Below are 26,559 nucleotides of genomic sequence, written 5' to 3'. Positions count from 1 at the left end.
GCTCGATCAGGCCTGCCTCACCGTCGGCACGGCCACCGCCGTCCTCGACTGGCGCCCGGTCTAGTAGCCGTGCGCCGCGGCTCCCCCGGCGAGCAGCGCGAACGCCGCGTCGGCCGCGGCGACGGCTTCGGGGTGGACGTCGGAGGCGGTGCGGCCCGCGGCGAGTTCGGCCCAGTTCTGGCGGGCCAGGATCTGGCGCACGGTGGCGAACTGGTTCGCGACGAGCCGGGGCAGCAGGTCGTCCGCCGCGGCCTCGCGCAGCGCGTCGGCGAGGGCGGCCGTGTCCTCAGCGGAGACCTCGGCCAACCGCGCGGCGATGCTGGGCGTGTCGTAGACCAGCCGGTGGTAGGCGAGCACGTCAGGGTCGTCGCAGAGCCCGGTGACCGGGTCGCGCTCGTCGAGGCCGCGCCGGAAGTGCCGGTGCAGCGCGGCGAGCGGGGACTCGCCCGGCTCACGGCCGCGCACCACGCGGGCGGACTCGCCGAAGTGGTCGGCGGCGCGGTGCAGCGCCAGGTCCTCCTTGGAGCTGAAGTAGCGGAACAACGTCGGCTTGGACACCTCGGCCGCCGCGGCGACGTCGGCGACGGACACCCGGTCGAAGCCCCTGGTCAGGAACAGCTCGACCGCCGCGTCGGAGATCGCTTGGCGCGTGCGTTCCTTCTTGAGGTCACGGAGCCCGCTCATGCCACGAGGCTAGCACGTTGTCGTTACTAGGTTAAAAACATTACCGAGTTGTGTTTTACTGGCACCCATGAGCAACGTGGTGATCATCGGTGCCGGTCCGACCGGCTTGGTTCTCGCACTCGACCTGGCTCGCCGCGGTGTCGCGGTGCGCGTCCTCGACCGGTCGCCGGGCCCGCAGACCGGCTCGCGCGGCAAGACCCTGCACGCCCGCAGCATCGAGGTCCTGGCCGACCTCGGTGCCGGGCGGGAGATCGCGGACATCGGGACGGCGAGCCAGAAGTACCGCAAGTACTTCAACGGCGAATTCGTCAGCGACAGCGTCCCCTTCGGCGAGCAGACGCTGTTCCTGCCGCAGTGGGGCGTCGAACGGATCCTGCGCGACAAGCTCGGCAAGCACGGCGTGCACGTGGAGTTCGGCGCCGACCTCGTCGGCTTCACCCAGGACGGCAACGGCGTACTGGCCGAACTGGCCGACGGAAGCCGGATCGAGGCCGACTACCTCATCGGCTGCGACGGCGGGCGCAGCACGGTGCGCAAGCTGCTGGACCTGCCCTTCATCGGCGAAAGCGCCCAGCAGCAGTCGATGATCTGCGGGGATGTCGAGGTCGACGGCCTCGACCGGGGCTACTGGCACCAGTGGGTCGACGACGACGGCGCCTTCTTCCTCTGCCCGTTCCGCGACAGCACCGTGTGGCAGGTGCAGACCGGGCCCGAGTTCGACGCGGACGGCCGGGTGGTCGAGCCCTCGCTGAAAACCTTCCAGCGCCGCTTCGAAAAGCACACCAGGATCGAGGGCGTGCGACTGCGCAACGCCACCTGGGTGTCCAGCTGGCGGATCAACGTCCGGATGGTCGACCGGCTGCGAGTGGGCCGCGTCCTGTTGGCGGGCGACGCGGCGCACGTGCACCCGATCGCGGGCGGACTGGGGATGAACACCGGCATCCAGGACGCGTGGAACCTGGGCTGGAAGCTCGCTTTCGTGGTCTCCGGCCAGGCGGGCTCCGCGCTGCTGGACACCTACAACGAGGAGCGGCTGCCGATCGCCGCGTGGACGCTCGACCTGAGCTCCGAGCGCCTGGACGCGGCGATGGCGAAGCTCTCCACGCCGGGCGTCGGCCTCGACACCGTCGCAGTGGCCGAGACGAGCGGGCTGGGCATCCACTACCGCTGGAGTTCCCTTGCCGCGGAGAGCTTCGGGGACCTCAGGACGGGCGACCGCGCGCCGACCGGTTCGGCGGCAGGACCGCTGTTCACCGTCCTCGGGTTCGGTGAGGCCGGGCGCAGGGCTCAGCTGGAGGTCGCGGGCGAGCGCGCGGACCTCGTGCGGGCCGGGACGGCGACGGAGGGATTCGGTGTCGACGACGGGATCGTGCTGATCCGGCCCGATCACCACATCGCGGTAATCAGCACGGAGGCCAAGCCGGTGCTGCACTACCTCGACGAGCTGGGCCACTAGCGTGTGGCCGTCCGCCCTTCCGCGTGATCGACAGGAGGTTCAGGTGGCCGAGACGACCGTGGCCGCGGTGATGGCCGAACTGGCCGCGCTGGAGGACCCGAAGGTCCGCGCGGTGAACGAGAAGCACGGGGACGACCACGGCGTGAACCTCACCAAGCTGCGTGCGGTCGCGAAGCGGCTGAAGACGCAGCAGGACCTCGCGCGCGAGCTGTGGGCGACGGGTGAGACCGCTGCGCGGCTGCTGGCGCTGTTGATCTGCCGCCCGAAGGAGTTCGAGCGGGACGAGCTGGACGCCATGCTGCGCGAGGCCCGCACGCCGAAGGTGCACGGGTGGCTGGTGAACTACGTGGTGAAGAAGAGCCCGCACTCCGAGGAGCTGCGCCAGGCGTGGTTCGCCGACCCCGATCCGGTGGTGGCGAGCGCGGGCTGGGAGCTGACCAGCGAACGCGTGGTGAAGAAGCCCGAGGGCCTGGACCTCCCCGGCCTGCTCGACCTCATCGAGGCGGAGATGAAGGACGCCCCGGACCGCCTGCAGTGGGCGATGAACAACTGCCTGGCGCAGATCGGGATCGAGCACGCCGGGCACCGCGCCCGCGCGCTCGACATCGGTGAGCGCCTGGAAGTGCTCAAGGACTACCCCACTCCGCCGAACTGCACGTCGCCGTTCGCGCCCATCTGGATCACCGAGATGGTGCGGCGACAGCGGACCTAATGGGGTGCTGCCGCAGTCGGCGCCGGGCAGTTGGTGAAGTAGCGGCGCACGTTGTAACGAGACGTGGTCAAGCCCCAGTCGTAGAAGCCGCGTTGCATCATGCGCATGGCATCGAGGAAACGCATGACTTCGGGACCGGCATCCCGAGCGACGGCTTCCTCGGCCGCAAGGTAGTTCATGACCTCATCGTTGTGGCGGCGGGCGGCTTCTTCGATGGCACCCTGCTCGCTGTATCCGTGGTACCGAACAAGACTGGCGGGGAGATTGAGCACCGCGGTGTCCGGTGAGTCACTCTCCTTGCCGTAGGAGAAAATGTCGTTGCACCAAGAGTTGATGTTCGCCGTCATTGCCCGCAGTTCCCGAAGCCGGGGTTGGTGGTAATCGTTGGCGGGCACTTCGTAGCCAGCAGCGATGTCTTGCAGGGCGAGACCCGCCGGGGTAGCACTGGTCATGCGACGACCGATCACGTACTCGTCGGGGGTGGGCAACGTCCCAGCCACGTGATGTCCAGCTTCCCACTGCATGCCTTGGAAGAAGTAGCTCATCTCCGCGACAAGTCGCATGTACTGGGATGGTGTGGCGCGGTCGGCGACAGCCCCGAACAGATCGGCAGCCGCCTCGGCGATCTGGTGACAGAAGTCCCGCGCCGGGCCACTCATGTTCTCGGTGGCGGCCTGCCCCATCGCCAGATGAGTGCGATCGGTGGGGCTGTCGCAGAGCTGTCGCATCCAGGCCGTGAAAGCCGAGAGCTTGCCGAGATCCTTGCCGAACGCGGCGGTATCGGTGACGTAGTCGTCCATGACGAACATCCACCCGTAGAAGTTCGCGACCACCCGCAGGCCTTCGCTGTCGGCTGCCGCGTACTCCTCTCCGACCAGACCGGCGAAGCCGGTGCGCAGAAACGCCTCATGGACCTCCGGACCGCGGATCAGACCATGACCGGCCAGCCAGTCGAGCATGTGTTGCTCGGCCTCGCCGGTCTCCGGGTGGATCCGGCGGGGATACGGGTAGGTGAGTTCCGGAAGGGAGAACTTCGCCGTACCAGCCATGTGATCGGTCCTCACTCACCGTAACGGCGGTGCCGTTGGCCGTACCAACGCAACGCCAGCTCGAAGTGCTTGTTCTCGAAGTCGGGCCACAACGTCTCGGTGAAGTACAACTCGGCGTGGGCCGCCTGCCAGAGCATGAAATCCGACAGTCGTTGTTCGCCCGCCGTGCGGATCAGCAGGTCGATGTCCGGCTGTCCCGCGGTGGAGAGTCCCCGCACGAGACGGTGCTCCACCTCGGCCACGTCCAGCCCGGCGGGCTGGGCACCGGTCAGCAGAGCAGCAGCCGCGGCGGCTATGTCACTTCTGCCGCTGTAGGCCACCGCGACGTTCAGCACGGCTCCCGCACAGTCCTCGGTGGTGCGCACCACCTCTCGCAAGGTGCGGGCCGCATCGGCGGGCAAGTCCGCCACCGAACCCAAGACGCGGATCCGCCATCGCCTCGTTTCGGCCATCGCGACCAGCTCGGCGGTCACAGCCTCCGCGATCACCCGCACCGATGCCGCTCCGCGGCGCAGATTGTCCTTGGACAGCGCCCACACCGTCACAAAAGGAATCCGTGCGTCGTCGCAAGCGACCATCAATTCCCGTACCCGCGTCGCACCGAGGCGATACGCGTCCACGACCGGTACGTCATGTATTTCAGCCCAGCGTCGGTTGCCGTCCAGGATTACCGCCACGTGCTCGGGCACCGGCAGCGACCGGTCGTCGTCGACGGGGACGACGGTCCTCTCCGGACGACGTGCGGCCTTGCCCGCCGTGCCGTTGTCATGGTTGGTCACGGCCGCCTCGTCCTGGGCAACCGCCGTCGTCAGAACGCGCTGGCGTTGGTGTTGTCGTGTTCGTTCGCGCGGTCACCCGCATCCGGAACTTGACCGGGCGCATCGCGACAGCGAGGACGGAGCGGACCGGCTGGTCGGCGCGGACGTGCGGCTGCCAGCGCCGGATCATCGTGGCCAGCGCGAGGGTGGCTTCGGTCATCGCGAAGCCTTGTCCCGGACAGACCCGTGGCCCGGCTCCGAACGGGAGGTACGCGCTGCCACGGTCTTTCGGTGTCTTCTCTATCCATCGGTCCGGATCGAACCGTTGCGGCTCAGCGAACTGGCTGTCCAGGTGGTGGAGCAAGTACGGGCTGTAGATGAGATTGGTTCCCCGGCGCAGCGAGTGTCCGCCGAGTTCGGTGTCCACGGCCAGCGTCCTGGTGAACATCCAGCCCGGCGGATACAAGCGCATCGCCTCGGTCAGGACGCGAGCGGTCACAACCAACTGGCTCAACTGTTCGTACCTGGCGGTGCCGTCCGTGACCACCCGGTCCACTTCTTCCTGCACCTGAGCCAACGCTTCACCATGCGTGGACAGCAGCAACAGCGCCCAAGCCAACGCGCCAGCGGTAGTTTCTGATCCCGCGATGAAGAACACGACGATCTGGTTGTAGATCTCTTCGTCGTTCAGCTGAGCGCCGGCATCAGTAGTCGTCTCGTCATCGCGCGCCGCCAGCAGACTCGCCAGCAGGTCATCGTACTGCCTACCGCTACTTCGCCGTTGCGCAATGATGTGGGTGACGGTCCGCCGGAGGCGCATACGCGCATCGCGATAACGGCGGCCACCCGGCAACGGCAGCCAACTCGGTGCCGCCTGCCACAACATCTGCCGGTACAGGCCACGGGCGACCGTCATGAAATCGTCGAGCGTCTGATCGAGCAAGGCGGGTGCCAGGCTGTCGGAGAACATCGCCGCGAGGAAGCTCCGGGTGGTGACGCGCAGCATCTCCTGGGTCACATCGATTTCCGTTCCATCGGCCCAACGGCCGATCACGGCCTCGACCTCGGAGGTCATCGCGGCGGCGTACCCGGGCATGCGATGGGGGTGGAAGGCGGGCTGGACCAGCCGACGTTGCCTTCGATGCACGTCGTGCGGAACGGTGAAGATATTGTCGCCCAACATCTTTCGAATGGCATCGTATATCGGCCCGCCCTTGTCGAACACGCGGTCGCTGCTCAATACCTGATGGGTCAAGCCGGGATCGCACACGGCGACCATGCTGAGCGGGCCGAGGCGAACTCGAACAAGATCACTTTCCAGGCTGGACAGCGATCTCAGAAATGACCACGGATCCCGCAACAGGGTGATCGCGTGACCGACGACGGGTAGCGCACCAGGCGCTGTCGGAATGCTGCCGGCTCCGCCTGCCCCCGCGACCCCGCGGATCTTCGAACGTTCGCCTCGTGCTGCGCCCATCACCGCAGCGTAGTCCCGACGGCACCACACGAACAAAATCAGGACACCGAAGAAGGGGCGGCCTATGCGAACGACGCTCATTTCCCGGTCAGTGGAAGTCAATAGCGAAGAAGCAAGGGCTCACGCGTGTGCGTGGTGCGGATGTCCGATTCCGCCGGCCAGCCGCAAGGCTTTGCGGTTCCGTCGCGGAAGCCCGGACACTGTCCCCTAAAACAGTTACAGGCGTTGTCGGACCGGGTTGTCCCGTTCAGGACCGAACCGGCCCGGCTCCACAAGCTGGTCGACGTCGTGGCTGAACGGGCGCTTGCCCACCGCGACCCGGCGTCGCCGAGCGCTTGGCCGGACAGCCGGTGCGGGCCGACCGCGGCAACCAAGAAGGGAAGCAGCTGCCGGGCCAGGAAGGCGGACCACGAAGAGAGGGGGAGGAGGCGCGGCCCGCCTTCCTGGCTTTCAACCTCCGAAGGGATGCGATGACCGTATTCGGGGGACATATACAAAGGGTGTACCGAAAAGCACAAAAACATCACCGCGCCGGAACAGAAAACGATTTCCCCGCCTGGGTCCCCGCAACAAGAAGCGGACCCGGAGCCGTCACCGGACCAGATTCACGCCCACCCGAACACCGGAAATCGATGTCCCGGCGAGGTCAGTCGAACAAGCCCATGACATCGGTGGTCATCGAGACGGTGGCGACCACGAAGCTGGCCACCGGCACCCAGAAGATCACCCATTCACGCCAGTTCCGCTCGACGGCGACCACGCGTTCGACGGGTGCAGCCGCCGAGCGCGTGGTCCGCGTGGCCGGGACGACGGGGTGCAGCCCGAAGCGGGCCTTCAGCTTCGCCAGGCGGTGGTATCCGATGTGACGGCAGCCCAGGAGCACCCCCTTCGCGGGATGACCGCATGAACCGCCCTTCGTCGTGATCACACCGCATTTGGCCGGCACGACGAAGGCGTAGAGCAGCAGGAAGCACGTGGCCGCATAAATGCCGTAGCCAACGGCCTCGGAGGTATTTCCCGCTTCGGCGCGCGAGTAGCTGAGCAGGACGCAGACGAGTCCCAGACCGCTCAAGAACGCGCCTGGGCTGATGCCCTCGCGTTTGCTCATCGCAGACCTCCCCCGGTGCTCGCCCCCGCCGACGAGACGACCATCGCAAGGCGACGAGGGAGCCTTCGATGCCCCGAAGTGCTTACGGAGGCTGGCACTCACCTGGCCGCACCGGGGGTGAGCGGCGTAGGGAGTGCGCTCAGCGCGTGAGCCACTCCGCGAGGCTGGTCGGCGCCAGTTCGCCGCCGGGGCCGGGGCGCAGCGAGTCGGGACCCAGGAGCGCGCCGAAGTACCGCGCGCGCGGATCCGTGACGACCTGGCGCGCGTCGCCGCGGGCGCGGAGCACGGTCCTGATCCACTCGTCGAGCCCGAACGCCTCCGGACCGGCGATCTCCAGCAGGCCGCCGAGGGGATCTCCCGCGGCGGTCCGGCTCACGACGTGGGCCACGTCCTCGGCGGCGATCGGCTGCACGCCACCGCCGGACAGCCGCACGGTGCCGTCTTCCGTTGCGGCGTCGGCGATGCTGCCCGCGAACTCGAAGAACTGGGTGGCTCGGACCAGCGAGTGGCGCAGGCCGGACTCGGTGATCAGCCGCTCCTGGACCACCTTCGCGCGGAGGTACCCCGACTCGGGCAGCCGGTCGGCACCGACAACCGACAGCGCGACGTAGTGGCCGACCCCGGCGCTCCTGGCGGCCTCGACCAGGTTCGTCGTGGCGGTGCGGAAGAAGCGCAGCACGTCGTCGTCGGCGAACGAGGGCGAGTTCGACACGTCGACGAGCACGTCGGCCCCCTGCAACACCTCCTTCACTCCTTCGCCGGTGAGCGTGTCGACCCCGCTGGCCGGGGAGGCGGGCACGGCGTCGTGCCCCTGCTCGCCGAGCCGGGCGACCACCTTGGAACCGATGAGCCCGGTTCCGCCGATCACAACGATCCGCATGGTCTTCGTCCCTTCGTGAGCCCGCCGCGCGCGGGCGTTCACCAGCTGGGACAGGGCAGCGGCCCGCGTTGTGACAAGCCCGGGGTCACGTGGTGTCGAACGAGCTGATCTTGTCGGGGTTCACCAGCCACATCACCTGGTCGATCCCGGACCCCGAGGCCGTCACGGTCACCAGGCCGAAGGTCTTGCCCTCGCGGCGCAGCGCGACCGCGGCCAGGCCGTTCGCCTCGACGCACTCGACCTCCGCGCCGCTCCAGAACTCCGGCGCCCACACCGCGAAGACCCTGGCCAGGGTGCGCGGCCCGACCAGCGGCACCCGCGCGGCGCGCGCCTTGCCGCCGCCGTCGGAGTAGCTGACCACGTCGTCGCTGAACAACCGCTCCAGGCCCGCCAGGTCACCGGCCTGCGCGGCAGCGACGAAGGCGGCCAGCAAGCGCCGTTGCTCGGCGGCCTCCACCCGTGCCCGCCGCTCCCCCGCCAGCCGTTTGCGGGCGCGGCTGACCAGCTGCCGCGCCGCGACCTCGGTGGTGCGCACGATCTCGGCGATCTGCGAGTAGGGGTAGTCGAACGCCTCGCGCAGCACGTAGGCCGCGCGTTCGGTCGGACTGAGCTTTTCCAGCAGCGCCAGCACAGCCAGCTCCAGCGCGGCACCCCGCTCGGCGCCGAGCTGCGGGTCCGCCGAGGTGTCCACGGGTTCGGGGAGCCACGGCCCCACGTAGGTCTCGCGGCGCGCCCGCGCGGTCTGGCTCTCGTTGATCGCCAGCCGGGTGATCGCCGTCGCCAGGTACGCCGCCGGGTTGACCACGGCCGCGCGGTCGGCGGTCTGCCAGCGCAGCCAGACCTCCTGCACCAGGTCCTCGGCATCCGCGACGCTGCCCGACATCCGGTAGGCGAGGCCGAACAGCCTCGGCCGCACCTCCGCGAACACCGCCTCGGCCTGGTCGAGCCGCGTCATCGGCACTCCGTTCTCCCGCGATCACCGTAGCCTGCCAGAGCGCGTGACTGACCACATGGTTGAATCCTGACCACGTGGTCAGGTACGTTGGCCGCCACCGGAAAAGGCGGTTCTCATGCCACGGCAGACGCAGGAGCAGCTCACCGCGGAGATCGTCGCGATCGCGGGACGGCTGTTCGGCGCACAGGGCTACGGCGCCACGAGCGTGCAGCAGATCGCCGATGCCATGGGCTACTCCAAGGCCGCGGTGCTCTACCACTTCCCGTCGAAGGACACGTTGCTCGCGGCCGTGCTCGACGAGGCCGCCTCGATCATCAACACGATCGTCGACGACGCGGCCGCGCGTGCCGGTGACGACGCCAGGCGCCACGCGGTGCAGCGCTACGTCGACCTCGCCCTGACCCGCTCCGAACTGGGCTCGTTGCTGGACATCTCCGGCAGGCACGCGGAAGTGCGCGCGCTCGCCGAAGCCGGGATGCGGCTGCGCGAACTGCTGCGCGCCGACGACAGCCCCGAGGCCGGTGTCCGCGTGGACATGGCTCTGTGGGGCGTGATGTTCACCGCGCGCGTCACCGCCGCCGACCACGACACGACGCGCGCGGCGATGGTGCGCGCGGCGATGGACCTTCTCAAGATCAAGGGGTGATGCGGATGGAGCGTTTGGTGCGCGCCAACGGGATCACGTTGTGGTGCGAGGACTTCGGCGACCCCGCCGACCCGGCCGTCCTGCTCGTGATGGGACTCGGCGCGCAGGGCACGTCGTGGAACGAGTCGTTCTGCTCGGCGCTCGTCGAGGGCGGCAGGTACGTGGTGCGTTTCGACAACCGCGACACCGGCAGGTCCGACAGCGTCGACTTCACCACCTCGCCGTACACGATGACCGATCTGGCCGCCGACGCGATCGGCCTGCTCGACGCGCTCGGCATCGGCGCCGCGCACGTGGTCGGCACGTCGATGGGAGGGATGATCGGGCAGGAGATGGCGATCGAGCACCCCACCCGGGTGCTGTCGCTGACCTCGTGGATGTCCAGCCCGGACACGCCGGACCCGCAGACGATGGACTGGAGAACGCTGCCGGGCAGGCGGCCCGTGATCACCCCGATCGCCGCCGAGATGGCCGCGAACCCACCGAGGACGCGCGCCGAGCACGTCGACTTCATGGTGCGCCTGGCCCGTGCGGTCACCGGCAGCGGCTCGGAGTTCGACGAGGACGAGGTGCGCCGGATGATCGAGAACGCCCTCGATCGCGCACCGGGGCGCGACGGCACGATGAACCACAGCATCGCCGCCTCCTCCTCTCGCGACCGGCGGGACCTGCTGCGCCACTTGACGATCCCGGTTCTGGTGCTGCACGGAACGGAGGACCCGGTCGTGCCTTTCGAGCACGCCGAGGAGATGGCGCGCCTCGTGCCGCACGCCCGGCTGGTCCCGTTGCCGGGAGTCGGTCACGACATGCCGCGCGCCTGCCAGGACAAGATCGTCGAGGAGATCCTGGCGCTCACCAAGGGATGACCTCGTCCACGGAGTTCGGACCGCGGAAGACGCCGGTGGGGCCGTCGACGGGGAGCGTGGCCAGCTGGACCGGGACGGCCGCACCGTCTGCTGTGGTGCGGTCGCCGCGCGGAAAGGGCGCCGCGGTGTTCTGGTCGGTCGGCACCAGGCCCGGACTGACGGCGTTGACCTTGATGCCGTCCGCGCGGAAAGCATTGGCGTAGAACAGAGTCACCGCGTTCAGGGCCGCCTTGGACGAGCTGTAGGCCAGGAAGCCCGGAACCGTCCCGCCGCCGAGGAGGGTGAGGGAGCCGAGCCCGCTGGACATGTTGACGATCCGCGCGTTGGGCGCGCGGCGGAGCAGGGGCGCGCAGGCGGAGATCATCGTGGCCACGCCGAACACGTTGACCTCGTAGGTTTCGCGCAGGTGCGCCGCTGTCACGGTCTCGACGCCCCACTCGACCATGATCCCGGCGTTGTTGACGAGCACGTCCAGCCGTCCCGCCTCGGCCTCGACCGTCCGGACGGCCGCCTCGACGGAGGCCGGGTCGGTCACGTCGAGCCGCACCGGCCGGATGTCCAGTCCTTCGGGCGCGGGCACGGGCCTGCGGGCACCGAGGTAGACGGTGAAGCCCCGCCCGGCGAGCTGCTGGACGATCTCCCGGCCGATGCCCTTGTTGCCGCCGGTGACCAGTGCGACCTCGTTGGTGTTCATGCTCCTACCTCAGCCCGTGAGGAGGCTCGGCGGGAAAGACCGATCGGGTGCGGCCCCATACCGTTGTGGTATGCCGGAGATTCGTGAGCTGCGCTATTTCTGCGCTGTCGCCGAGGACCTGAACATCACCCGCGCCGCCGAGCGCCTGGGGATGGCTCAGCCGCCGCTGTCACGGGCGATGCGCCAGCTGGAGCGCCGGCTCGGCGTGCAGCTCTTCGACCGCTCCGGGCCTCGGTTGGCGCTGACCGAGGCCGGGGAAACGCTGGTGAAGGAGGCGGCCGTCGTCCTCGACGCGCTGGACTCCGCCGTGCGCCGAACGCGCAGGGCGGGCTTTCCCGGGCGCAAGCTCGTGGTGACCGCCAAGCCGGGGGTGGCGACCGAGCTGCTGCACCGGACCTGCGAAGCGTTCCGCGCGTCGCCGGACGCGCCGGAGATCGAGATCGTGGTGAGCGGGTTCGGCGAGCAGGCGGGCATGGTTCGCGACGGACGCGCGGACGTGGCGATCGCTGGCTGCTTCGACGGCCACGGTCTCGACACCGAACTGCTGACGACCGAACCACGCGTGGCCGTGCTCGCACTCCGGCACGAGCTGGCCGCCCGCGATGTGCTCAGCACGGCCGACCTGGTGGCCGAACCAGCGCCGCGCTGGAATGCCCCGACGATCGTCGATCGCGACTACTGGCTGGGGAATTCCGCGCGGCCTGACGGTCCCGTGGTGCGGGACAGCGCGCAGCTGCTGGAGGTCGTCGCCCTCGGTCAAGGCGTCGCGCTGGTCCCTGCCTCGCTCGCCGCGCGGAACGCCCGGCCCGACGTGGTCTACCGGCCCGTGACCGACGCGGAGCCGTACCGGACCCTGCTCCTGTGGCCTGCGGGCAGCCGATCGCCGTGGATCGCCCGCTTCGTCGAGGCCGCCTTCGCCGCTGTCGGGCGTTGACGACCTTTGGCTGTCGACGGTGATCAGAACGGAGCCCCAACGGTTTCCGGCGCCCCGCCACTGGAAGTGGGCCGGCCCAGCCGCCCCCGACCAGAAAACGCAAACAGCTCTATCGTGACCCCATGCCCGCCCCAGCCGATCTTCGAGCCCAGGTAGCAGCGAGCTACGACAGCCAGGACCTGCCTTCCTGGCCCAACCCGCACTCCGACGCAAAGCCGCCGCACGACGACGAATACTCACGCGTCACCGAGCCTTCGCGGTACGACATCGTCCACGCCCGCGCCCACATCTGGGCTTCGCACCTCGCCGGGCTGAAGGACGTCGCGCTCGACGGCACCCGCCTCAGTTCGTCGCGACCGGGCACGCTGTCCCTTTTTCTGTTGACGGACAACGTCCCTGTGATGAACGCCGAGGATGTCACGCTCGCCGTGCTGCGCGTCGCCGTCGCTCGCCCCGACCTCGTGATCACCACGCTGCCCGACTGCGGATGCGATGCGTGCGACTGGGGTTCGGCCGATCTCCTCGAAGCCGTCGACGACGCGGTGCTCACCGTCGTCGGCGGCCCATTCGTCCTGCTGCGCAACCCGAAGTGGCACGCGCAGTGGCACCCCGGCGGCGGCAGCTCCGGCGGTACCGCGGACCACACTGCTGCCATGGACCTGTGCCGCCGACTCGCAGACGGCGAAGACATCCAGCTGCCCGACGATACCGAGGCTTTCGTCGGCCGCTCCTGGTTCGGGTAGCTTCCAGACTGGAAACGGTTCAACATCTTCGAACCAGCCTCCCCTGCGGGACAAGCATTTCGTCCGCCGCCGAAGCAATGTTGACCAGCGGAAACGGACGGCAAATGCTGGTCACATGCCAACTTTCATGGAGCCGTTCCGGATCAAATCGGTCGAACCGATCCCGTTCCTCACCCGCGCCGAGCGGGAGGAGTCGCTGCGCGCGTCGGGGTACAACCTGTTCCGGATCGACGCCGACCGGATCACCGTCGACCTGCTGACGGACTCCGGGACCGGGGCCATGTCGGCGGCGCAGTGGTCGGCGCTGCTCAACGGGGACGAGTCCTACGCCGGGGCGCGGTCGTTCCGCCGCTTCGAGCGGGTCGTCACCGAGCTGACCGGCTACCCCGAGGTGATCCCGGTGCACCAGGGCCGGGCCGCCGAGCGCATCCTGTTCTCCTGCCTGCTCGGGCCGAACTGGGTCAGCGTCAGCAACACCCACTTCGACACCACCCGCGCCAACGTCGAGGCGATCGGCGCGCGGGCGGTGGACCTGCCCGGCCTGGACTCGGAGTTCGGCGGCGACCTCGACGTCGCGGCGCTGCGGCAGTTACTGGAGGACGGGGCCGCGGTCGGCTGCGTCGTGCTGACGATCACCAACAACGCCAGCGGCGGCCAGCCGGTGTCGATCGCGAACGCCCGCGCCGTGCGGGAGCTGTGCGACCTGCACGGTGTCCCGTTGTTCCTCGATGCCGCGCGGTTCGCCGAGAACGCCTACCTGATCGTCGAGCGCGACCCGGCCTACCACGGGGTGAGCCCGCGCGAGGTGGCGCGGGAGCTGTTCGCCATCGCCGACGGGTGCTGCGCCAGCCTGAAGAAGGACGGCATCGCCAACATCGGCGGGATGATCGCCTTGCACGACAAGGAACTCGCGGCGAAGTGCCGGGACAAGCTGATCATCTCCGAGGGCTACAGCACCTACGGCGGCCTCGCCGGGCGGGACCTGGACGCGCTCGCGCAGGGCCTGTTGGAGGTCACCGACCTGGACTACCTGCGGTACCGGGCGGAGTCGGCGCGGTGGTTCGCCGACGAGCTGGCCAAGGCCGGTCTGCCCGTGCTGCGCCCTACTGGCTGCCACGCGGTCTACGTCGACGCCGCCGAACTGCTGCCGCACCTGAGCCTGCAGGAGCTGCCCGCCAACGCGCTCGCGTGCGCCCTGTACGCGGAAGGCGGCGTGCGCACGAGCGATCTCGGCACCCTGTGCTTCGGCCGCGTCGACCCGAACGGCGGCCCCGATGAGCCCGCGCCGCGCGAGCTGCTGCGGTTCGCCCTGCCGCGCCGGGTCTACACGCGCAACCACCTCGAGTACGTCGCCGAGGCCGCGGCCGCGGTCGCCGCACGCGCCGAGTCCATCCCGGGTATGCGCATCGTCGAGCAGCCCGCGATGCTGCGGCACTTCACTTCACGCCTGGAGCCCCTGTCCTCAGCCGGTGTCGGCTGAGCTGACCGTCGCGAACGTCCTCGCCCACTGCGGTGGCGATCACATCGGTTCTGCTCCTCGGCTGTCCAGGGCGATCGCCGCGGCGCTCGTCCTGGGCGGGCGCCCCCTGGTTTCGCCGACGAGCGCTTCCTGAACCAGGTCAGCCCCGAGGCGCTGCGCGAGGCGGCGCTGCGCCTGTTCGACCACGGGGCCGAGCCCGGTCCGAAGGATGGCGATCGCGTTGCGCGCGTTCGGTTTGCCGGACGAGTCGTCGTCGCTGTGCGACCGCGCTGACGCCCTGAGCCGAACCGTTCTGGCCGAGTTCGACCCCGGCTGCCACAGCCGGCTCCGCCACCACGCCGAGGGCGCCGGCTAGGTGACGCTGTCCGCGCCACGACGACTGGCCAGGTGGATTCCCGCAGCCCGGAGCAGAACCTTGTGATAGGTCACGGGAATCCCGGCCAGCCCGCGCCACGTTCTGTCCACAATGGACTCCGCTTCCGCGTAGCACGCCTCGACGGCTCCGCACTCCCGGAGCACCCGAACCGCCTCGCGCACCGCTGCCTCGTCGGCACGGCCTCCGCGGACGGACTCCCAGAGCCTGCGCATCCGGTCGCGCGGCAGCAGGTGGACGGCGTGGGCCAGTGGCATGGTCACCTTGCCCGCGCGCAGGTCCTCGCACTCGCGCTTGAGCTGCCGGTGCCGTCCAGAGGCATCGGGACCGGGAACGCCGCTCAGGTCGAGGACGTCGTCGGTGATCTGCAGGGCCAGCCCCACGGCCTCCAGGTAGTCACCGAGCGGACCGGCGTCGGGGTCCTCGCCGTCCACGGCGCGCAGCGCGGTCTCCGCGACGTAGCGGAACACGTTGGCGGTCTTGAACCGGTGCGTCGCCAGGATCGCCCTGAGCACCGGACTCGGATCACCGGTGCGCACGGCCTCGTCCATGGCCTCGGTGTGCCCCGCGAGGTCGAGGGCCTGGCCGACGTGGAGCGCCCTGGCGACCTTCATGAAGGCCTCGTAGTAGCTCAAGCGGGCGCGGAGGCTCGTCGCGCTCTCGGGCAGGTCCGTGGTGTTCCCGCGCTCCTGGGCCGCCGCGAGCCGGTCGAGAGTGAACGTCAGCGCGTACGAGGCGTTGATCGTCTCGGCGACGCCGAAGACCTCGTGGGCGGCGGGCCTGCCGCGGCGGCGCGGGGAGCCGTCCTCGACGTCGTCGATCGCGAGCACCGCGCTGTGCAGCAGTTCGACGAGCGCGATCCCGGGGATGACGTCCTGGCCCCGGACACCGCGCGTGCGCGCCATGCCGTAGGCGGCGAAGGCACGCCAGCGCTTGCCGCCGGAGTCGCTGACGTAGCGCACCGGGGCGATCAGCGAACGCTGCAACACCTCTGGCGACACACCGTCCAATTCGGACTCGTCGACACCGATCATGTCCGCCGCCGCGCTCAGGCTGAGGCTGTCCGGGTACACGGAGCTGATCTGCTCCTGCACCAGCGGGTTCAGCCGCTGCGGGTAGCTCTCCAAGTCGTCGACGCCGCTGTCCGGCAACAGGTCGATGAACGCGGTGCCGCTCACCGACTGCCCCCGCAGCGTGCCGGAGACCTCCGCGTTCGCTGTGAAGACCTGGACGCCGGGCACCATGGACTCCAGTTCCGGGTACGGCGTCCGAGCCCGCACGACGATGTCCAGATCGGGCGCGCTGATCTCGAACCGAGTCGGGTAAGTGTGCAATGTGGACGGTGAGGTCCACGGATCGCCGGTGGTCATCGAGGACGGGGAGATCTCCACGCCGTTGTCCAGCCGGACCAGCACGCGTTCCCAGGAACTTCGGTACCACCGCGCATCCAAGGTGTGCTCGAACCACCCCGTTCCCGAGACCTCAGCGGCCTCCGCGCCGAGCTGCTGCACCGTTCCGTGCACCGTCGTCCCGGTGAACACCAGCCGGAAGCACCCGTTCTCGCCGTTGACCGCGATCTCCCAGGAGTCCGGCCCCAGCAGGCGCGCGGTGCCGATCCCGCCGAAGTCCAACTCCCGCTCCCCCACCACCACCGGGCCGGGCAGCAGTTGGTCCGGGCCGATGGGATCGCCGTCGACGAGAGCTTCGACGATCGCCGTGCGCGCGGCGGGGTCCATCGCCTGATCGGCCTCGGTCACGTGGCGTAGCAGCTCCACGGAGTCCAACCAGGACTCACCGACCGAGAAGCCGTCCTCCTGGTCGATGTGGGCCCAGCGCAAGGAATGCATGACGAGCCCCTGCGCCTCGTAGCGCGCGAAAGCGCAGACGACCTCGTGCGCGGTGTCGAGCGAACAGTGGAAGGTCCACCGCTGCGACGTCACTTCGGCGGCCAGTAGCGGCACTCCGCGGTGGCGTGCGCGACCTTGAAACCCTTGTGCACCACGGAGGTTCCGAAGTACAGGGTGAACAGCTCGATCATCTCCTCGGTGGCGTAGACGGGCACCTCCACCCGGACCGTGGTGGGCTTGCCCGGTTTGCCGGGCTCGACGGTCACCTGCGACTCGTCCAGCGCGGTGGTCGTGAGCGGCCCCAGCTCGACGGTCTCGCCGTTGACGACGGCCGTGCCCTTGGCGGTCAGATCGGCGTGGCCCTTGCGGCGTGCGACGAGCACCGAGCCGGACAGGCGCTGAACGCGGTTGTCCCGCTTGGGTGTGCGCAGTCCGACGCCGCCGACGATCGTCCCCATGATCTCGGTGAGGTTCGGGGTGAGCTTGCCCGCGCGGACCTCGGTGCGCACGGTCGGGGTCTTCGTCCCGGACAGCAACCGGGCGGGTTCGACTGCGTAGACGGTGCCCTGGATCTCGGCGAGGACCTTGACGGCCTCCGGGGTGAGCCGGGCCTGTCCCCAGCCGTCGATGATCCGGACCAGGGCGGCTTTCTCCGCGCCGTGCGCGGGCCCGTGGCCCAGCAACGCGAGGATCGGGGCGGCTGCGGCCCCGGACAGCACAGCACGACGGCTGAGGAACATGGCGGCACTCCCATCGGGCGAGGGCCGATGATCATGGCGCCGGGAGGCGGGCCGTGTCAGCACCGCGGGGAGCACAACCCCTCGAAGGTGCGTTGCCCTGACGCATGGTCATGGCCGCCGTGGGAGCGGCGGCCATGAGGTGCACCTGAACGGCGGCTTGCCGGGCGGGGTCCGGACCGCACTGGCCCGGACCCCGCCCGAGGACGATCAGGCGACGTCGAACCGGTCGAGGTCCATCACCTTCGCCCACGCGGCGACGAAGTCGCGGACGAACTTCTCCCGCGCGTCATCGCTGGCGTAGACCTCGGCGAGGGCGCGCAGCTCGGAGTTGGAGCCGAACACCAGGTCGACGCGGCTGCCGGTCCACTTGACCTCGCCGGTGGCGCGGTCGCGGCCCTCGAAGGTCTCGGCCTCCGAACCGCTGCCGGAGATCGGCTTCCACTCGGTCTCCAGGTCGAGCAGGTTCACGAAGAAGTCGTTGGTCAGCGTCTCCTTCTCCGCGGTGAACACGCCCAGCTCGGACTGCTGGAAGTTCGCGCCGAGCACCCGCAGGCCACCCACGAGCACGGTCATCTCCGGCGCGCTGAGGGTCAGCAGGTTCGCGCGGTCGACGAGCAGGAACTCGGCGGGCAGCCGGTGTCCCTTGCCGCGGAAGTTGCGGAACCCGTCCGCGGTGGGCTCCAGCGCAGCGAAGGACTCCACGTCCGTCTGCTCCTGGGACGCGTCCGCGCGGCCCGGGGTGAACGGCACGGTGATGTCGACGCCGCCCTTGCGCGCGGCCTGCTCCACGGCGGCGGAACCGGCGAGCACGATCAGGTCGGCGAGCGAGATCTGCTTGCCCGAGGCGGTGAACTCCTGCTGGACGCCTTCCAGGACGCGCAGCACGCGGGCGAGCTTGTCGGGCTCGTTGACCTCCCAGGAGCGCTGCGGCTCCAGGCGGACGCGGGCGCCGTTGGCACCGCCGCGCTTGTCGCTGCCGCGGAAGGTCGACGCCGAGGCCCACGCCACCGAGACCAGCTCGGAGATCGACAGGCCGGACTCCAGGACCTTGGCCTTGAGCGCGGTCACGTCCGCGTCGCCGACCAGCTCGTGGGTCACCTCGGGGATGACGTCCTGCCAGAGCAGCTTCTCCTGCGGCACCAGCGGGCCGAGGTAGCGCTGCAGCGGGCCCATGTCGCGGTGGGTCAGCTTGAACCAGGCGCGGGCGAAGGCGTCGGCGAACTCGTCCGGGTTCTGGTGGAAGCGCCGCGAGATCGGCTCGTAGATCGGGTCGAAGCGCAGCGCCAGGTCGGTGGTCAGCATGGTCGGCGGCCGGTTCAGCTCACCGGTCTCCGGGTCCGGCACGGTGTTGGCGCCCGCGCCGTCCTTGGGCTGCCACTGGTGGGCACCGGCGGGGCTCTTGGTCAGCTCCCACTCGTAGCCGAAGAGGTTGTCGAAGAACCCGTTGCCCCACTTGGTCGGCGTGGAGGTCCAGGTGACCTCCAGACCGCTGGTGATGGCGTCGCGGCCCTTGCCGGAGCCGAAGCTGTTGCGCCAGCCCAGGCCCTGCTCCTCCAGCGGGGCGCCCTCGGGCTCGGGACCGACGTACTTGTCGGGGTCCGCCGCGCCGTGCGCCTTGCCGAAGGTGTGGCCGCCGGCGATCAGCGCGACGGTCTCCTCGTCGTTCATGGCCATCCGGCCGAAGGTGTCGCGGATGTCCCTGGCCGCGGCCAGCGGGTCCGGGTTGCCGTTGGGGCCCTCGGGGTTGACGTAGATCAGACCCATCTGGACCGCGGCGAGCGGGTTCTCCAGGTCGCGCTCACCGCTGTAGCGCTCATCGCCCAGCCAGGTGCGCTCCGGGCCCCAGTAGACGTCCTCGTCCGGCTCCCACACGTCGGCGCGGCCACCGGCGAAGCCGAAGGTCTTCAGCCCCATGGTCTCCAGGGCCCGGTTGCCCGCGAAGATCATCAGGTCGGCCCAGGAGATCTTGCGGCCGTACTTCTTCTTCACCGGCCACAGCAGGCGGCGGGCCTTGTCCAGGTTGCCGTTGTCCGGCCAGCTGTTCAGCGGGGCGAAGCGCTGCATGCCCGCGCCCGCGCCGCCGCGGCCGTCCTGGACGCGGTAGGTGCCCGCGCTGTGCCAGGCCATGCGGATCATGAACGGCCCGTAGTGGCCGAAGTCCGCGGGCCACCACTCCTTCGAGGTGGTCAGCACCTCGTCGACGTCCTCGGCCAGCGCGTCCAGGTCGAGGCTGAGGAACTCGGCCGCGTAGTCGAAGTCCTCGCCCATGGGGTTGGCGACGGCCGGGTGCTTCCGGAGGATCTTCAGGTTGAGCTGGTTCGGCCACCAGTCGCGGTTGCCGCCGCCCTCGGTCGGGTGGTTGAAGCGGCCTGCCGAGACAGGGCACCCACCCGCGCCTTCCACGTTCATCTCGCCAACAACGGCGTCTGGGCTGTCAGCCACGCGAATCCTTCCGAGAACTGGTTGTGGTGGTGGTGGAGCAGTCGGGGCACAGGCCCCAGTAGATGACCTCGGCCTCGTCGATGACGAAGCCGTGGTGGTCGGAGGCGCTCAGGCAGGGCGCGGCGCCGACCGCGCAGTCCACGTCGGCGATGACCCCGCACGAGCGGCACACGACGTGGTGGTGGTTGTCGCCGACCCGCGCCTCGTAGCGCGCCACGGACCCCTGCGGCTCGATGCGCCGCAGCAGACCCGCCGTGGTCAGCGCGCGCAGGACGTCGTAGACGGCCTGGTGGGACACTGCGCCGAGGTCCTCGCGGACGAGGCTGATGATCGAGTCGGTGTCGGCGTGCGGATGGGCGTGCACCGCCGACAGGACCGCCAGCCGAGGCCGCGTGACGCGCAGGTCGGCCCCGCGCAGCATGCGCTCGAAGTCGGAGGTCGTCGGCACGGCCGCAGTCTGTCGCGTTTTCTTGAATGAGTCAAGTCTAGCCTCGCCGAGGTTCACCCACCCGGATGTGGACGACTGCTTCCCTGGCCAGCGCAACGGCCTGTGCGGCGCGGCCGCGCCCGGCTTCATGTTCCTGCACACGGGCCAGGTCGGCTTCACGGTGGAGCTGCACGACTCCGCCCCGCCCGTTGACGAGGCGTGGGAGGACGTCGTCGAGGTGCCGTACCGCCCGCAGCCCGAAACCGCCCTGGCGCCATGGGGAGCGGGTACCGCGTGGGACCTGGCCCTGGCCGAGACCGGCTACCGCGTCCGCTACTGCGGGATGCGGATGGACGCGGGGCAGGAGCGCTACCTGCTGCAGTTCTGGCCCGTCCGGCCCGCACCGGACCAGGTGACGCGAGGGGATTTCGCCTTGCCGCCAAACCCCGCAACAAGATCAAAACGAACCGGGAACGGCCGCTTGTGAGCGCCGGTGCCCGGTGGGTCAATTCCGTCCATGACGGCTCGGCGACGCGGGGCGGATCTCTTCGAAGCGGCTCGGTTGTACTACGTGGAGGGCGCCCGGCAGAGCGAGATCGCCGAGCGCCTGCACGTCAGCCGGTCGAACGTCTCGCGGATGCTCAGGGACGCCCGCGAGCAGGGGGTGATCCGCTTCCAGCTGCGCTACCCCGCCGAACGGGACGCGTTGTGGGAGCGGCGGTTGCTCCGCGCGCACCGGGCGAACGGGCTGCGCACGGCGGTGGTCGTCGCCGAGCCCGTCCCGCCGGTGCGCATCGACCCGCTGGACGTGGTCAGCACCGCCGCCGCGGAGTGGTTGCTGGACAACCTCGCCGACGGCCAGCGCGTGTCGATCGCCTGGGGCACCTCGGTGCGCGCCGCGGTCGAGCACGTCTGCGCGCGGCGCGGCTACTCGGTCGACGTGGGCCAACTCGGCGGCGACATCGACGTCCTGCCCACGCGCAGCAGCCACGACGTGGTGCGCTCGCTCGCGGCGAAGCTCGGCGGAACCTATTCGTACCCCGACGTTCCCGCTGTGGTGGGCACGGCGGCCGAAGCGCGGGCGCTGTCCGCCTCCGCCGCCTACCAGCTCGACCGCGCGTGCGCGGCGGACGTGGCGATCATCGGGGTCGGCGCCTTCGACCGGGGTTCGAACCGGATCCTGCTCGACCGGGCCGGAGTCGGCCGCGCGGAACGGGACCGGGCCCGCGCGCTCGGCGTGGTCGGCGAGATCTGCGGGCGGTTCTACGACCGGGCGGGGCGGGACGTGGAGCTGCCGGTGGACGAGCGGATCATCTCCGCGCGCACCGAGGCCCTGGTGTCGATCCCGAACACGGTGATCGTCGCGGCCGGGGCGCACAAGGCCGCGGCGGTCGCGGGGGCACTGCGCGGTCGCATGATCACCACTCTGGTGTGCGACCGCCCGCTCGCCCGCGCCGTCGCGGCCCTGTCCGCGTAGGTCCCGGGGCAGGTCTCAGTGCGAGTCGTCGAGGAAGTTCAGGATCGCCCGGTTGACCGCGCGCGGGCGCTCGCGGTGCAGGAAGTGACCGCAGTCGTCGACCACCTTGACGCGCGGCGGGATCTCGCAGAACGCGACGCTCTCCTCCAGGTAGTCCGAGGAGAAGCAGCCGTCGTCCGCGCCGCCGATGTACAGCGCGGGCAACGGGTTCGTCCCGCCCATCACCTGCTGCTGGATCTCGGCGAGGTCGGGGTCCTGGAGCTTCGGGTTGAGGGTGTGCCGGTAGTAGGCCAGGGCCGCCCGCACCACTTCGGGCCGGGTGAACAGGTCCTTGATCGGCGCCATGTCCTCGGCGGGCGGGTGGAAACCGGGCGACCACTGCCGCCACAGGAAGTCCACCAACGCTGCCCCCGGCGCGCCGAGCAACGCCTCGGGCGCGTCCTCCATCTGGAAGAACCACATGTACCAGGCGCGCTTCATCTGCCTGAAGTCCCCGCCGCCGAGCTTGGCCAGCGCCACCGCCGGGTGCGGCAGCGCCATGCTGACGATCGCCCGGACCCGGTCGGGCGCCAGCACCGCCGCGCCGGAGGCGGCCACCGCGCCCCAGTCGTGGCCGATCACCACGGAGTCGGCACCGTCGCGACCCAGCGCTTCGACGAACGCGACCGCGTCCAGCGCGATCGTGGCGGACTGGTAGCGCCCGTCCGGGTCGAGGCCGGTCGGGTGGTAGCCGCGCATCCACGGTGCCACGGCTCGGTATCCGGCACTCGCGAGCGCGGGCAGCAGGCGGTCGAAGGTCGGCGCGTGGTCGGGGAACCCGTGCAGGCACAACGCCAACGGCCCGTCGGACGGTCCGTCTTCCAGGTAGACGAAATCGATGCCGTTGAGATGGATCTGGCCCGTTGTGGTCATCTGCCTGCCTCCGGTCCGGATGCGTTGCCGTGTCGGGGAATTCACGCACCGGCGGGCGCCCGGCGGCAACGCCGGGAGCCGCACCGTCACATATGTGCAGGAGGAGCCCGTGATTCTCGGCGTCGACGTCGGCACACACGCCTGCCGCGCGGTCGCGGTCGGCCCGGACGGCGCTGTCCTGCGCTCCGTCCAGCGACCGCTCACCCTGCGCACGCCGCACCCGGGCTGGGCGGAGATGGACCCGCACGAGATCGTCTCCGCGACCGATGCCGTGGTGCGGGAGGCGGCGAGCTGGGGACCTGTGGCGGCGATCGGGCTGACCACCATGCGCGAGAGCACGATCCTGTGGGACCGTGCCACCGGCGCTCCGCTGCACGAGGCGATCCTGTGGATGTCACGGCAGTCCGAGGGCTACACGGACGCGTGGCTGGCCGCCGGGCTGGAGCCGGAGGTGCACCGGCGCACCGGCGTCGCCCTCCACCCCCGGTTCTCCGCCTCCAAGATCGCCTGGCTGCTCGACCACATCCCCGGGGCACGACTGCGCGCCGAACGCGGTGAACTCGCGGCGGGCACCGTCGACAGCTGGCTGCTCTCCCGGCTCACCGGTGAACCGCACCAGACCGACTACACCAACGCCTGCGGCACGATGCTGTTCAACCTGCACACCCGCGAGTGGGATGCCGAGCTGTGCCAGTGGTTCGGAATCCCGTTGGAGCTCTTACCCGTCGTGCGTCCGTCCGTTCACGATTTCGGCACCGTGCGCGGTGAGGTCCCCGTGCTCGCTGTCCTCGGTGACCAGCAGGCGAGCCTGTTCGGGCAAGCGTGTTTCACCCCGGGAGCCGTGAAGTACACCTTCGGCACCTCGGGCGTGCTCACCCTGAACAGCGGCCCGAACCCCAAGCTGCACAAGGGTTTCACTGCCGGAGTGGCTTGGGGACTGAGCACTGACGAGATCAGCTTCGAGATCGAGGGCGCGGTGCCGCACTCCGGCCACGCGCTCCAGTGGCTGCACGACCGCATGGGCCTCGTCCGCGATCTGCGCTCGCTCGACGTCGCCGAGGACAACGGTGGTGTGTACGTCGTGCCTGCCTTCACCGGCCTCGGCGCGCCGTCCTGGGATGCGACCGCGCGTGGCGCGATCCTCGGGTTGGGCTTGGACACGCGGCCCGAGCACATCGCCCGTGCCGCGGTGGAGAGCTTGGCCTACCAGGTTCGCGACAGCGTCGAAGCCCTCACCACCGAGCCGATCTCGCCCGAGGTGCGCGTCGACGGCGGCGCGGCGCGCTACGACGTGCTGTGCCAGTTCCTCGCGGACATCCTCGGTCGCGAGGTCCTGCGTCCGCCCACGGTGGAGATGACTGCTGTCGGCGTCGCGCACCTGGCCGGCCTCGCGACCGGGATGTGGTCCAGCACCGAGGAGCTGTCGGAGTTGTGGCGCGCGGAACGGCGCTTCACCCCGGCGATGTCCGCCGACCACCGCGACGCGCTCTACGGGGGCTGGCGCCAGGCATGCGCCCGCGTCGGCGGTTTCGAAGCGCCGGCGCGCAGTACCCGCCGTCCCCTTCAGCGAAGACCATGAGCATCGCGGTGGCGTTAGCGCGGTTGTCCTCGTCGGTCAGCGCGTTCTCCAGCACTGTGCAGCCTTGTTGCCTGCTCCCGCAGAGCCTTCTTGTCGGGTTTGCCCTGTGGTGTCGTCGGAATGGTGTCCAGGAACGTGAACGTGGCAGGGAGGGCGTCCGCGGTGAGCCGTTCCTGGGCCCACGCTCGGAGCTGCTCGGCGTCGATGGCTCGTGCGACGACGAAGGCGTGGATCGCCTCGCCCGTCCGGTCGTCGGGAGATCCGACGACCGCGGCTTCCCGGACCGCCGGGTGGCTGGTCAGCGCGTCCTCGATCGGGCCGGCGTAGTGGTTGTAGCCGTTGACGATGATGATGTCCTTGATCCGGCCCACCAGGTAGAGGTACCCGTCGGCGTCGAAGCGACCGAGGTCGCCCGTGTGCAGCCAGCCGTCGCGCAGTGCCGCGGCCGTCAACTCCGGGCGGTTCCAGTAGCCGGGCATGACCGAGGCGCCCTTGACGCACACCTCGCCGACCTCGCCGGTGGGAACCGGGGTGCCGTCCTCCGCGCGCAGTTCGACGGCGATTCCCGGCAGCGGCCTGCCGACCGAGGCAAGCAGTTCGGGGCGGTCATCCATCGCGACGGCGTGATCAGCGGCGTCGAGCATCGCGATCGCGGCCGCCTCGGTGCTCGCATAGGTCTGCACCAGTATCGGGCCGAACCGTTCCAGCGCTTGGCGCAGCCGGGCGGGCGCGATCGGCGAACTTCCGTAGCTGAGCAACCGCAGCGCGCTGAGATCCGCGTCGGCGTGGTCGAGCAGCCGGTACAACCAGGACGGGTAGAGGAAGCTCATCGCCATCGGGGATCGCTGGACCGCCGCGACGAACTCGGTGGTGTCGAAGCCGTCGAAGATCTCCACCGTGACGCCGAAGCGGAGCATGTTCATCGCCGCGTCACCGGAACCGTGCGCGAACGGTGTGACGAGCAGGAATCGCATGCCCTCCGGCATCTCAGCGGTGCCTGATCCCCACGAGCGGGTGGATGCCCCGAGAGCCGCGTAGCTGCTCGGCACGCCCTTGGGCCGGCCTGTGGTGCCGCTGGTGTAGAGCACCCGCGCGATGTCCTGCTCTTGCGCGGCCACCGGTAGCGGGTCATCCGGTTCGGTCCGCGCCGCAGCGCTCACGTCGTCGAGCGTCAGCACCAGTGGAACGTCCACGTCCACCGGTGCCGCGCAGATCAGGGCAGCGGCACCGGAATCTTCGGCCACGTACCGCGGGTCCGTCAGTCCGGGCACCACCGGGGTGAAGCGCAACCCGAGCAGGAATGCGGCGAATCGGATCACGAACGCCTCCGGACGGTTGCCGGCGACGAGCGCCAAGCCGTCGCCGCGCCGCAGGCCGGACCGGCGCAGCGCCCGCGCGGTCCGGTACACGTCCGCGAGCAACTCGGAATAGCCCAGGTCATGCCCGCGGTAGGACAGCGCGATCTTTCCCTTGTGCGTCGCCAGCGCCTCGATCGCGCTGCTGACGTACCACGCTGGAGCGTCCCCCGTCATCGTCACCCCTCACCATTAATCTAAAGCCATTAGATTAATGGTACGGTACAGCGGTCTTGGTGACGCCCGCAAGGAGGTGCGATGCCGCCGCGTCGAGGCCGGCCGCCGGCCGCGGAGGCCAAACTGCGACCTGACGCCATCGTGGCCGCCGCCCTGGCGACGATGCAGGCGGAAGGGCTGGACGGGCTCACCATGGGCCGGGTCGCCGAACGCCTCGGGGTTCGCACGGCCTCGCTGTACTGGCACGTCCGCAACAAGGAGGAACTGCTCGACCTGCTCGTCGACGCGGTGGCGGCGGCACACGACCTGTCCCGGCACGTCGATCCGGAGGACTGGCGCGCCAGCCTCGTCGCGATCATGCGGGCGATGCGACGGCACATGCTCGGCTACCGCGACTCGTCCCGGCTCTTCGCCGGCCGGTTCACCACCGGGCCCGGCCAGTTGCGCTACATCGAGACGATCCTCGGCGTGCTGCGCGGCGCGGGACTGTCCAATCGCGACACTGCCTACACGGTGTTCCTGCTGTCCACCTTCCTGATCGGCTTCGTCGGCAGGGAGCAGGCCCCGCTGTCAGCGGCGGTCAGCGCCGGCCTCTCCCCGCGGTCCTACCTGGACGACCTCGGCGTGCGGTTGGCAGCCCTGCCCCCCGAGTCGTTTCCGCACATCGTCGACCTGGCTGCCGACCTGGTCGCGCCGGACCTGGACAGCCGGTTCGAGTTCGCCCTCGACCGCCTGCTGGACGGCGTCGAAGCGCTCAGGGGCGACATCAAAGGCCGGTGACACGGCAC

27 protein-coding genes are annotated in these 26,559 nt (G+C 69.9%); 13 read left to right on the top strand and 14 right to left on the bottom strand.

Translation table 11 applies throughout. The annotated features are described in order from the left end of the window. Positions 1 to 60: 60 nt before the first annotated feature. Entirely contained in the window at positions 61 to 684 is a 624-nt protein-coding gene (locus tag BLT28_RS04315; RefSeq protein ID WP_030430750.1) for a TetR/AcrR family transcriptional regulator, read from the bottom strand. A 67-nt stretch (positions 685 to 751) separates the two neighbouring features. On the opposite strand from BLT28_RS04315, the gene BLT28_RS04310 reads away from it, so the two are divergent. Together BLT28_RS04310 and BLT28_RS04305 are read left to right on the top strand one after the other, a co-directional pair. Beyond that, positions 752 to 2,140, top strand: a complete 1,389-nt coding sequence (locus BLT28_RS04310; protein ID WP_043812361.1) for an FAD-dependent oxidoreductase — start codon at positions 752 to 754, stop codon at positions 2,138 to 2,140. 43 nt (positions 2,141 to 2,183) lie between these two features. Next, positions 2,184 to 2,852 (top strand): DNA alkylation repair protein, encoded by a 669-nt coding sequence (locus tag BLT28_RS04305; RefSeq protein ID WP_030430752.1) that lies wholly within the window; start codon positions 2,184 to 2,186, stop codon positions 2,850 to 2,852. Here the strand turns inward: BLT28_RS04305 and BLT28_RS04300 are convergent. From BLT28_RS04300 to BLT28_RS04275, 6 genes are all read right to left on the bottom strand, one after another. Then, entirely contained in the window at positions 2,849 to 3,901 is a 1,053-nt protein-coding gene (locus BLT28_RS04300; RefSeq protein ID WP_030430753.1) for a terpene synthase family protein, read from the bottom strand. The two genes, BLT28_RS04305 and BLT28_RS04300, sit on opposite strands and share 4 nt — an antisense overlap. An 11-nt stretch (positions 3,902 to 3,912) precedes the next feature. Beyond that, a complete protein-coding gene (uppS, locus tag BLT28_RS04295) occupies positions 3,913 to 4,680 on the bottom strand; it encodes a polyprenyl diphosphate synthase (RefSeq protein WP_063766615.1) in 768 nt (255 codons plus the stop codon). Beyond that, positions 4,667 to 6,217 carry a cytochrome P450 gene (locus BLT28_RS04290; protein ID WP_081900449.1) on the bottom strand — a complete coding sequence of 517 codons (1,551 nt, stop codon included), beginning with the start codon at positions 6,215 to 6,217 and terminating at the stop codon, positions 4,667 to 4,669. Before BLT28_RS04290 ends, uppS begins: the two co-directional genes overlap by 14 nt. A 565-nt stretch (positions 6,218 to 6,782) precedes the next feature. Beyond that, on the bottom strand, positions 6,783 to 7,244 hold the full coding sequence (locus BLT28_RS04285) for a hypothetical protein (protein WP_030430756.1): 462 nt from the start codon (positions 7,242 to 7,244) through the stop codon (positions 6,783 to 6,785). Between the two features lie 139 nt (positions 7,245 to 7,383). Further along, on the bottom strand, positions 7,384 to 8,124 hold the full coding sequence (locus BLT28_RS04280) for an SDR family oxidoreductase (RefSeq protein ID WP_030430757.1): 741 nt from the start codon (positions 8,122 to 8,124) through the stop codon (positions 7,384 to 7,386). An 85-nt stretch (positions 8,125 to 8,209) separates the two neighbouring features. Then, positions 8,210 to 9,079, bottom strand: coding sequence for an RNA polymerase sigma-70 factor (locus BLT28_RS04275; protein ID WP_030430758.1), 870 nt, complete (start codon positions 9,077 to 9,079; stop codon positions 8,210 to 8,212). Between the two features lie 115 nt (positions 9,080 to 9,194). On the opposite strand from BLT28_RS04275, the gene BLT28_RS04270 reads away from it, so the two are divergent. After that, positions 9,195 to 9,725 (top strand): TetR/AcrR family transcriptional regulator, encoded by a 531-nt coding sequence (locus BLT28_RS04270; protein ID WP_052407557.1) that lies wholly within the window; start codon positions 9,195 to 9,197, stop codon positions 9,723 to 9,725. A 5-nt stretch (positions 9,726 to 9,730) separates the two neighbouring features. Beyond that, positions 9,731 to 10,591, top strand: a complete 861-nt coding sequence (locus tag BLT28_RS04265) for an alpha/beta fold hydrolase (RefSeq protein WP_162184873.1) — start codon at positions 9,731 to 9,733, stop codon at positions 10,589 to 10,591. Here the strand turns inward: BLT28_RS04265 and BLT28_RS04260 are convergent. Beyond that, positions 10,578 to 11,285, bottom strand: a complete 708-nt coding sequence (locus tag BLT28_RS04260) for an SDR family NAD(P)-dependent oxidoreductase (protein WP_030430761.1) — start codon at positions 11,283 to 11,285, stop codon at positions 10,578 to 10,580. The genes BLT28_RS04265 and BLT28_RS04260 overlap by 14 nt on opposite strands. A gap of 70 nt (positions 11,286 to 11,355) precedes the next feature. Here BLT28_RS04260 and BLT28_RS04255 point away from each other — a divergent pair, with 70 nt between their 5' ends. From BLT28_RS04255 to BLT28_RS39705, 5 genes are all read left to right on the top strand, one after another. Beyond that, on the top strand, positions 11,356 to 12,219 hold the full coding sequence (locus tag BLT28_RS04255; RefSeq protein WP_030430762.1) for a LysR family transcriptional regulator: 864 nt from the start codon (positions 11,356 to 11,358) through the stop codon (positions 12,217 to 12,219). A 122-nt stretch (positions 12,220 to 12,341) separates the two neighbouring features. After that, a complete protein-coding gene (locus tag BLT28_RS04250) occupies positions 12,342 to 12,962 on the top strand; it encodes a DUF6226 family protein (protein ID WP_030430763.1) in 621 nt (206 codons plus the stop codon). A gap of 115 nt (positions 12,963 to 13,077) precedes the next feature. Then, complete coding sequence (locus BLT28_RS04245; protein ID WP_030430764.1) at positions 13,078 to 14,442, top strand: tryptophanase; 1,365 nt, start codon at positions 13,078 to 13,080, stop codon at positions 14,440 to 14,442. After that, complete coding sequence (locus tag BLT28_RS39710; RefSeq protein ID WP_156051147.1) at positions 14,432 to 14,575, top strand: hypothetical protein; 144 nt, start codon at positions 14,432 to 14,434, stop codon at positions 14,573 to 14,575. The genes BLT28_RS04245 and BLT28_RS39710 overlap by 11 nt, the downstream gene beginning before the upstream one ends. 75 nt (positions 14,576 to 14,650) lie before the next feature. Then, positions 14,651 to 14,797 (top strand): hypothetical protein, encoded by a 147-nt coding sequence (locus tag BLT28_RS39705; protein WP_156051149.1) that lies wholly within the window; start codon positions 14,651 to 14,653, stop codon positions 14,795 to 14,797. Here BLT28_RS39705 and BLT28_RS04240 read toward each other — a convergent pair. The 4 genes from BLT28_RS04240 to BLT28_RS04225 form a co-directional block, all read right to left on the bottom strand. After that, the gene (locus tag BLT28_RS04240; protein ID WP_083383652.1) at positions 14,794 to 16,755 is read right to left on the bottom strand and encodes a polyprenyl synthetase family protein; all 1,962 of its coding nucleotides are present in this window, start codon (positions 16,753 to 16,755) and stop codon (positions 14,794 to 14,796) included. The genes BLT28_RS39705 and BLT28_RS04240 overlap by 4 nt on opposite strands. Then, on the bottom strand, positions 16,752 to 17,402 hold the full coding sequence (locus BLT28_RS04235; protein ID WP_030430766.1) for a hypothetical protein: 651 nt from the start codon (positions 17,400 to 17,402) through the stop codon (positions 16,752 to 16,754). The genes BLT28_RS04240 and BLT28_RS04235 overlap by 4 nt, the downstream gene beginning before the upstream one ends. A 207-nt stretch (positions 17,403 to 17,609) precedes the next feature. Continuing rightward, positions 17,610 to 19,844 carry a catalase/peroxidase HPI gene (gene katG / locus BLT28_RS04230; RefSeq protein WP_030430767.1) on the bottom strand — a complete coding sequence of 745 codons (2,235 nt, stop codon included), beginning with the start codon at positions 19,842 to 19,844 and terminating at the stop codon, positions 17,610 to 17,612. Continuing rightward, the gene (locus BLT28_RS04225) at positions 19,837 to 20,292 is read right to left on the bottom strand and encodes a Fur family transcriptional regulator (protein ID WP_030430768.1); all 456 of its coding nucleotides are present in this window, start codon (positions 20,290 to 20,292) and stop codon (positions 19,837 to 19,839) included. Before BLT28_RS04225 ends, katG begins: the two co-directional genes overlap by 8 nt. A gap of 67 nt (positions 20,293 to 20,359) precedes the next feature. On the opposite strand from BLT28_RS04225, the gene BLT28_RS04220 reads away from it, so the two are divergent. Then, on the top strand, positions 20,360 to 20,758 hold the full coding sequence (locus BLT28_RS04220; RefSeq protein WP_052407560.1) for a hypothetical protein: 399 nt from the start codon (positions 20,360 to 20,362) through the stop codon (positions 20,756 to 20,758). Positions 20,759 to 20,788: 30 nt separating this feature from the next. Next, the gene (locus BLT28_RS04215; protein ID WP_081900450.1) at positions 20,789 to 21,748 is read left to right on the top strand and encodes a sugar-binding transcriptional regulator; all 960 of its coding nucleotides are present in this window, start codon (positions 20,789 to 20,791) and stop codon (positions 21,746 to 21,748) included. A 15-nt stretch (positions 21,749 to 21,763) separates the two neighbouring features. Here BLT28_RS04215 and BLT28_RS04210 read toward each other — a convergent pair whose 3' ends face one another. Next, entirely contained in the window at positions 21,764 to 22,660 is an 897-nt protein-coding gene (locus BLT28_RS04210) for an alpha/beta fold hydrolase (RefSeq protein WP_030430771.1), read from the bottom strand. 94 nt (positions 22,661 to 22,754) lie between these two features. Here BLT28_RS04210 and BLT28_RS04205 point away from each other — a divergent pair, with 94 nt between their 5' ends. Beyond that, positions 22,755 to 24,239, top strand: a complete 1,485-nt coding sequence (locus BLT28_RS04205) for an FGGY family carbohydrate kinase (RefSeq protein ID WP_043812404.1) — start codon at positions 22,755 to 22,757, stop codon at positions 24,237 to 24,239. 14 nt (positions 24,240 to 24,253) lie between these two features. On the opposite strand, the gene BLT28_RS04200 is transcribed toward BLT28_RS04205, so the two are convergent. After that, on the bottom strand, positions 24,254 to 25,771 hold the full coding sequence (locus BLT28_RS04200) for an AMP-binding protein (RefSeq protein WP_030430773.1): 1,518 nt from the start codon (positions 25,769 to 25,771) through the stop codon (positions 24,254 to 24,256). Positions 25,772 to 25,852: 81 nt separating this feature from the next. On the opposite strand from BLT28_RS04200, the gene BLT28_RS04195 reads away from it, so the two are divergent. After that, positions 25,853 to 26,551 (top strand): TetR/AcrR family transcriptional regulator, encoded by a 699-nt coding sequence (locus BLT28_RS04195; protein ID WP_052407562.1) that lies wholly within the window; start codon positions 25,853 to 25,855, stop codon positions 26,549 to 26,551. The last annotated feature ends 8 nt before the right edge of the window (positions 26,552 to 26,559 follow it).

Source organism: Allokutzneria albata, from assembly GCF_900103775.1.
GTDB lineage: Bacteria > Actinomycetota > Actinomycetes > Mycobacteriales > Pseudonocardiaceae > Allokutzneria > Allokutzneria albata.
The sequence above is the reverse complement of the archived record's forward strand: the minus strand, read 5'-3'. Positions and strand labels throughout refer to the sequence as shown.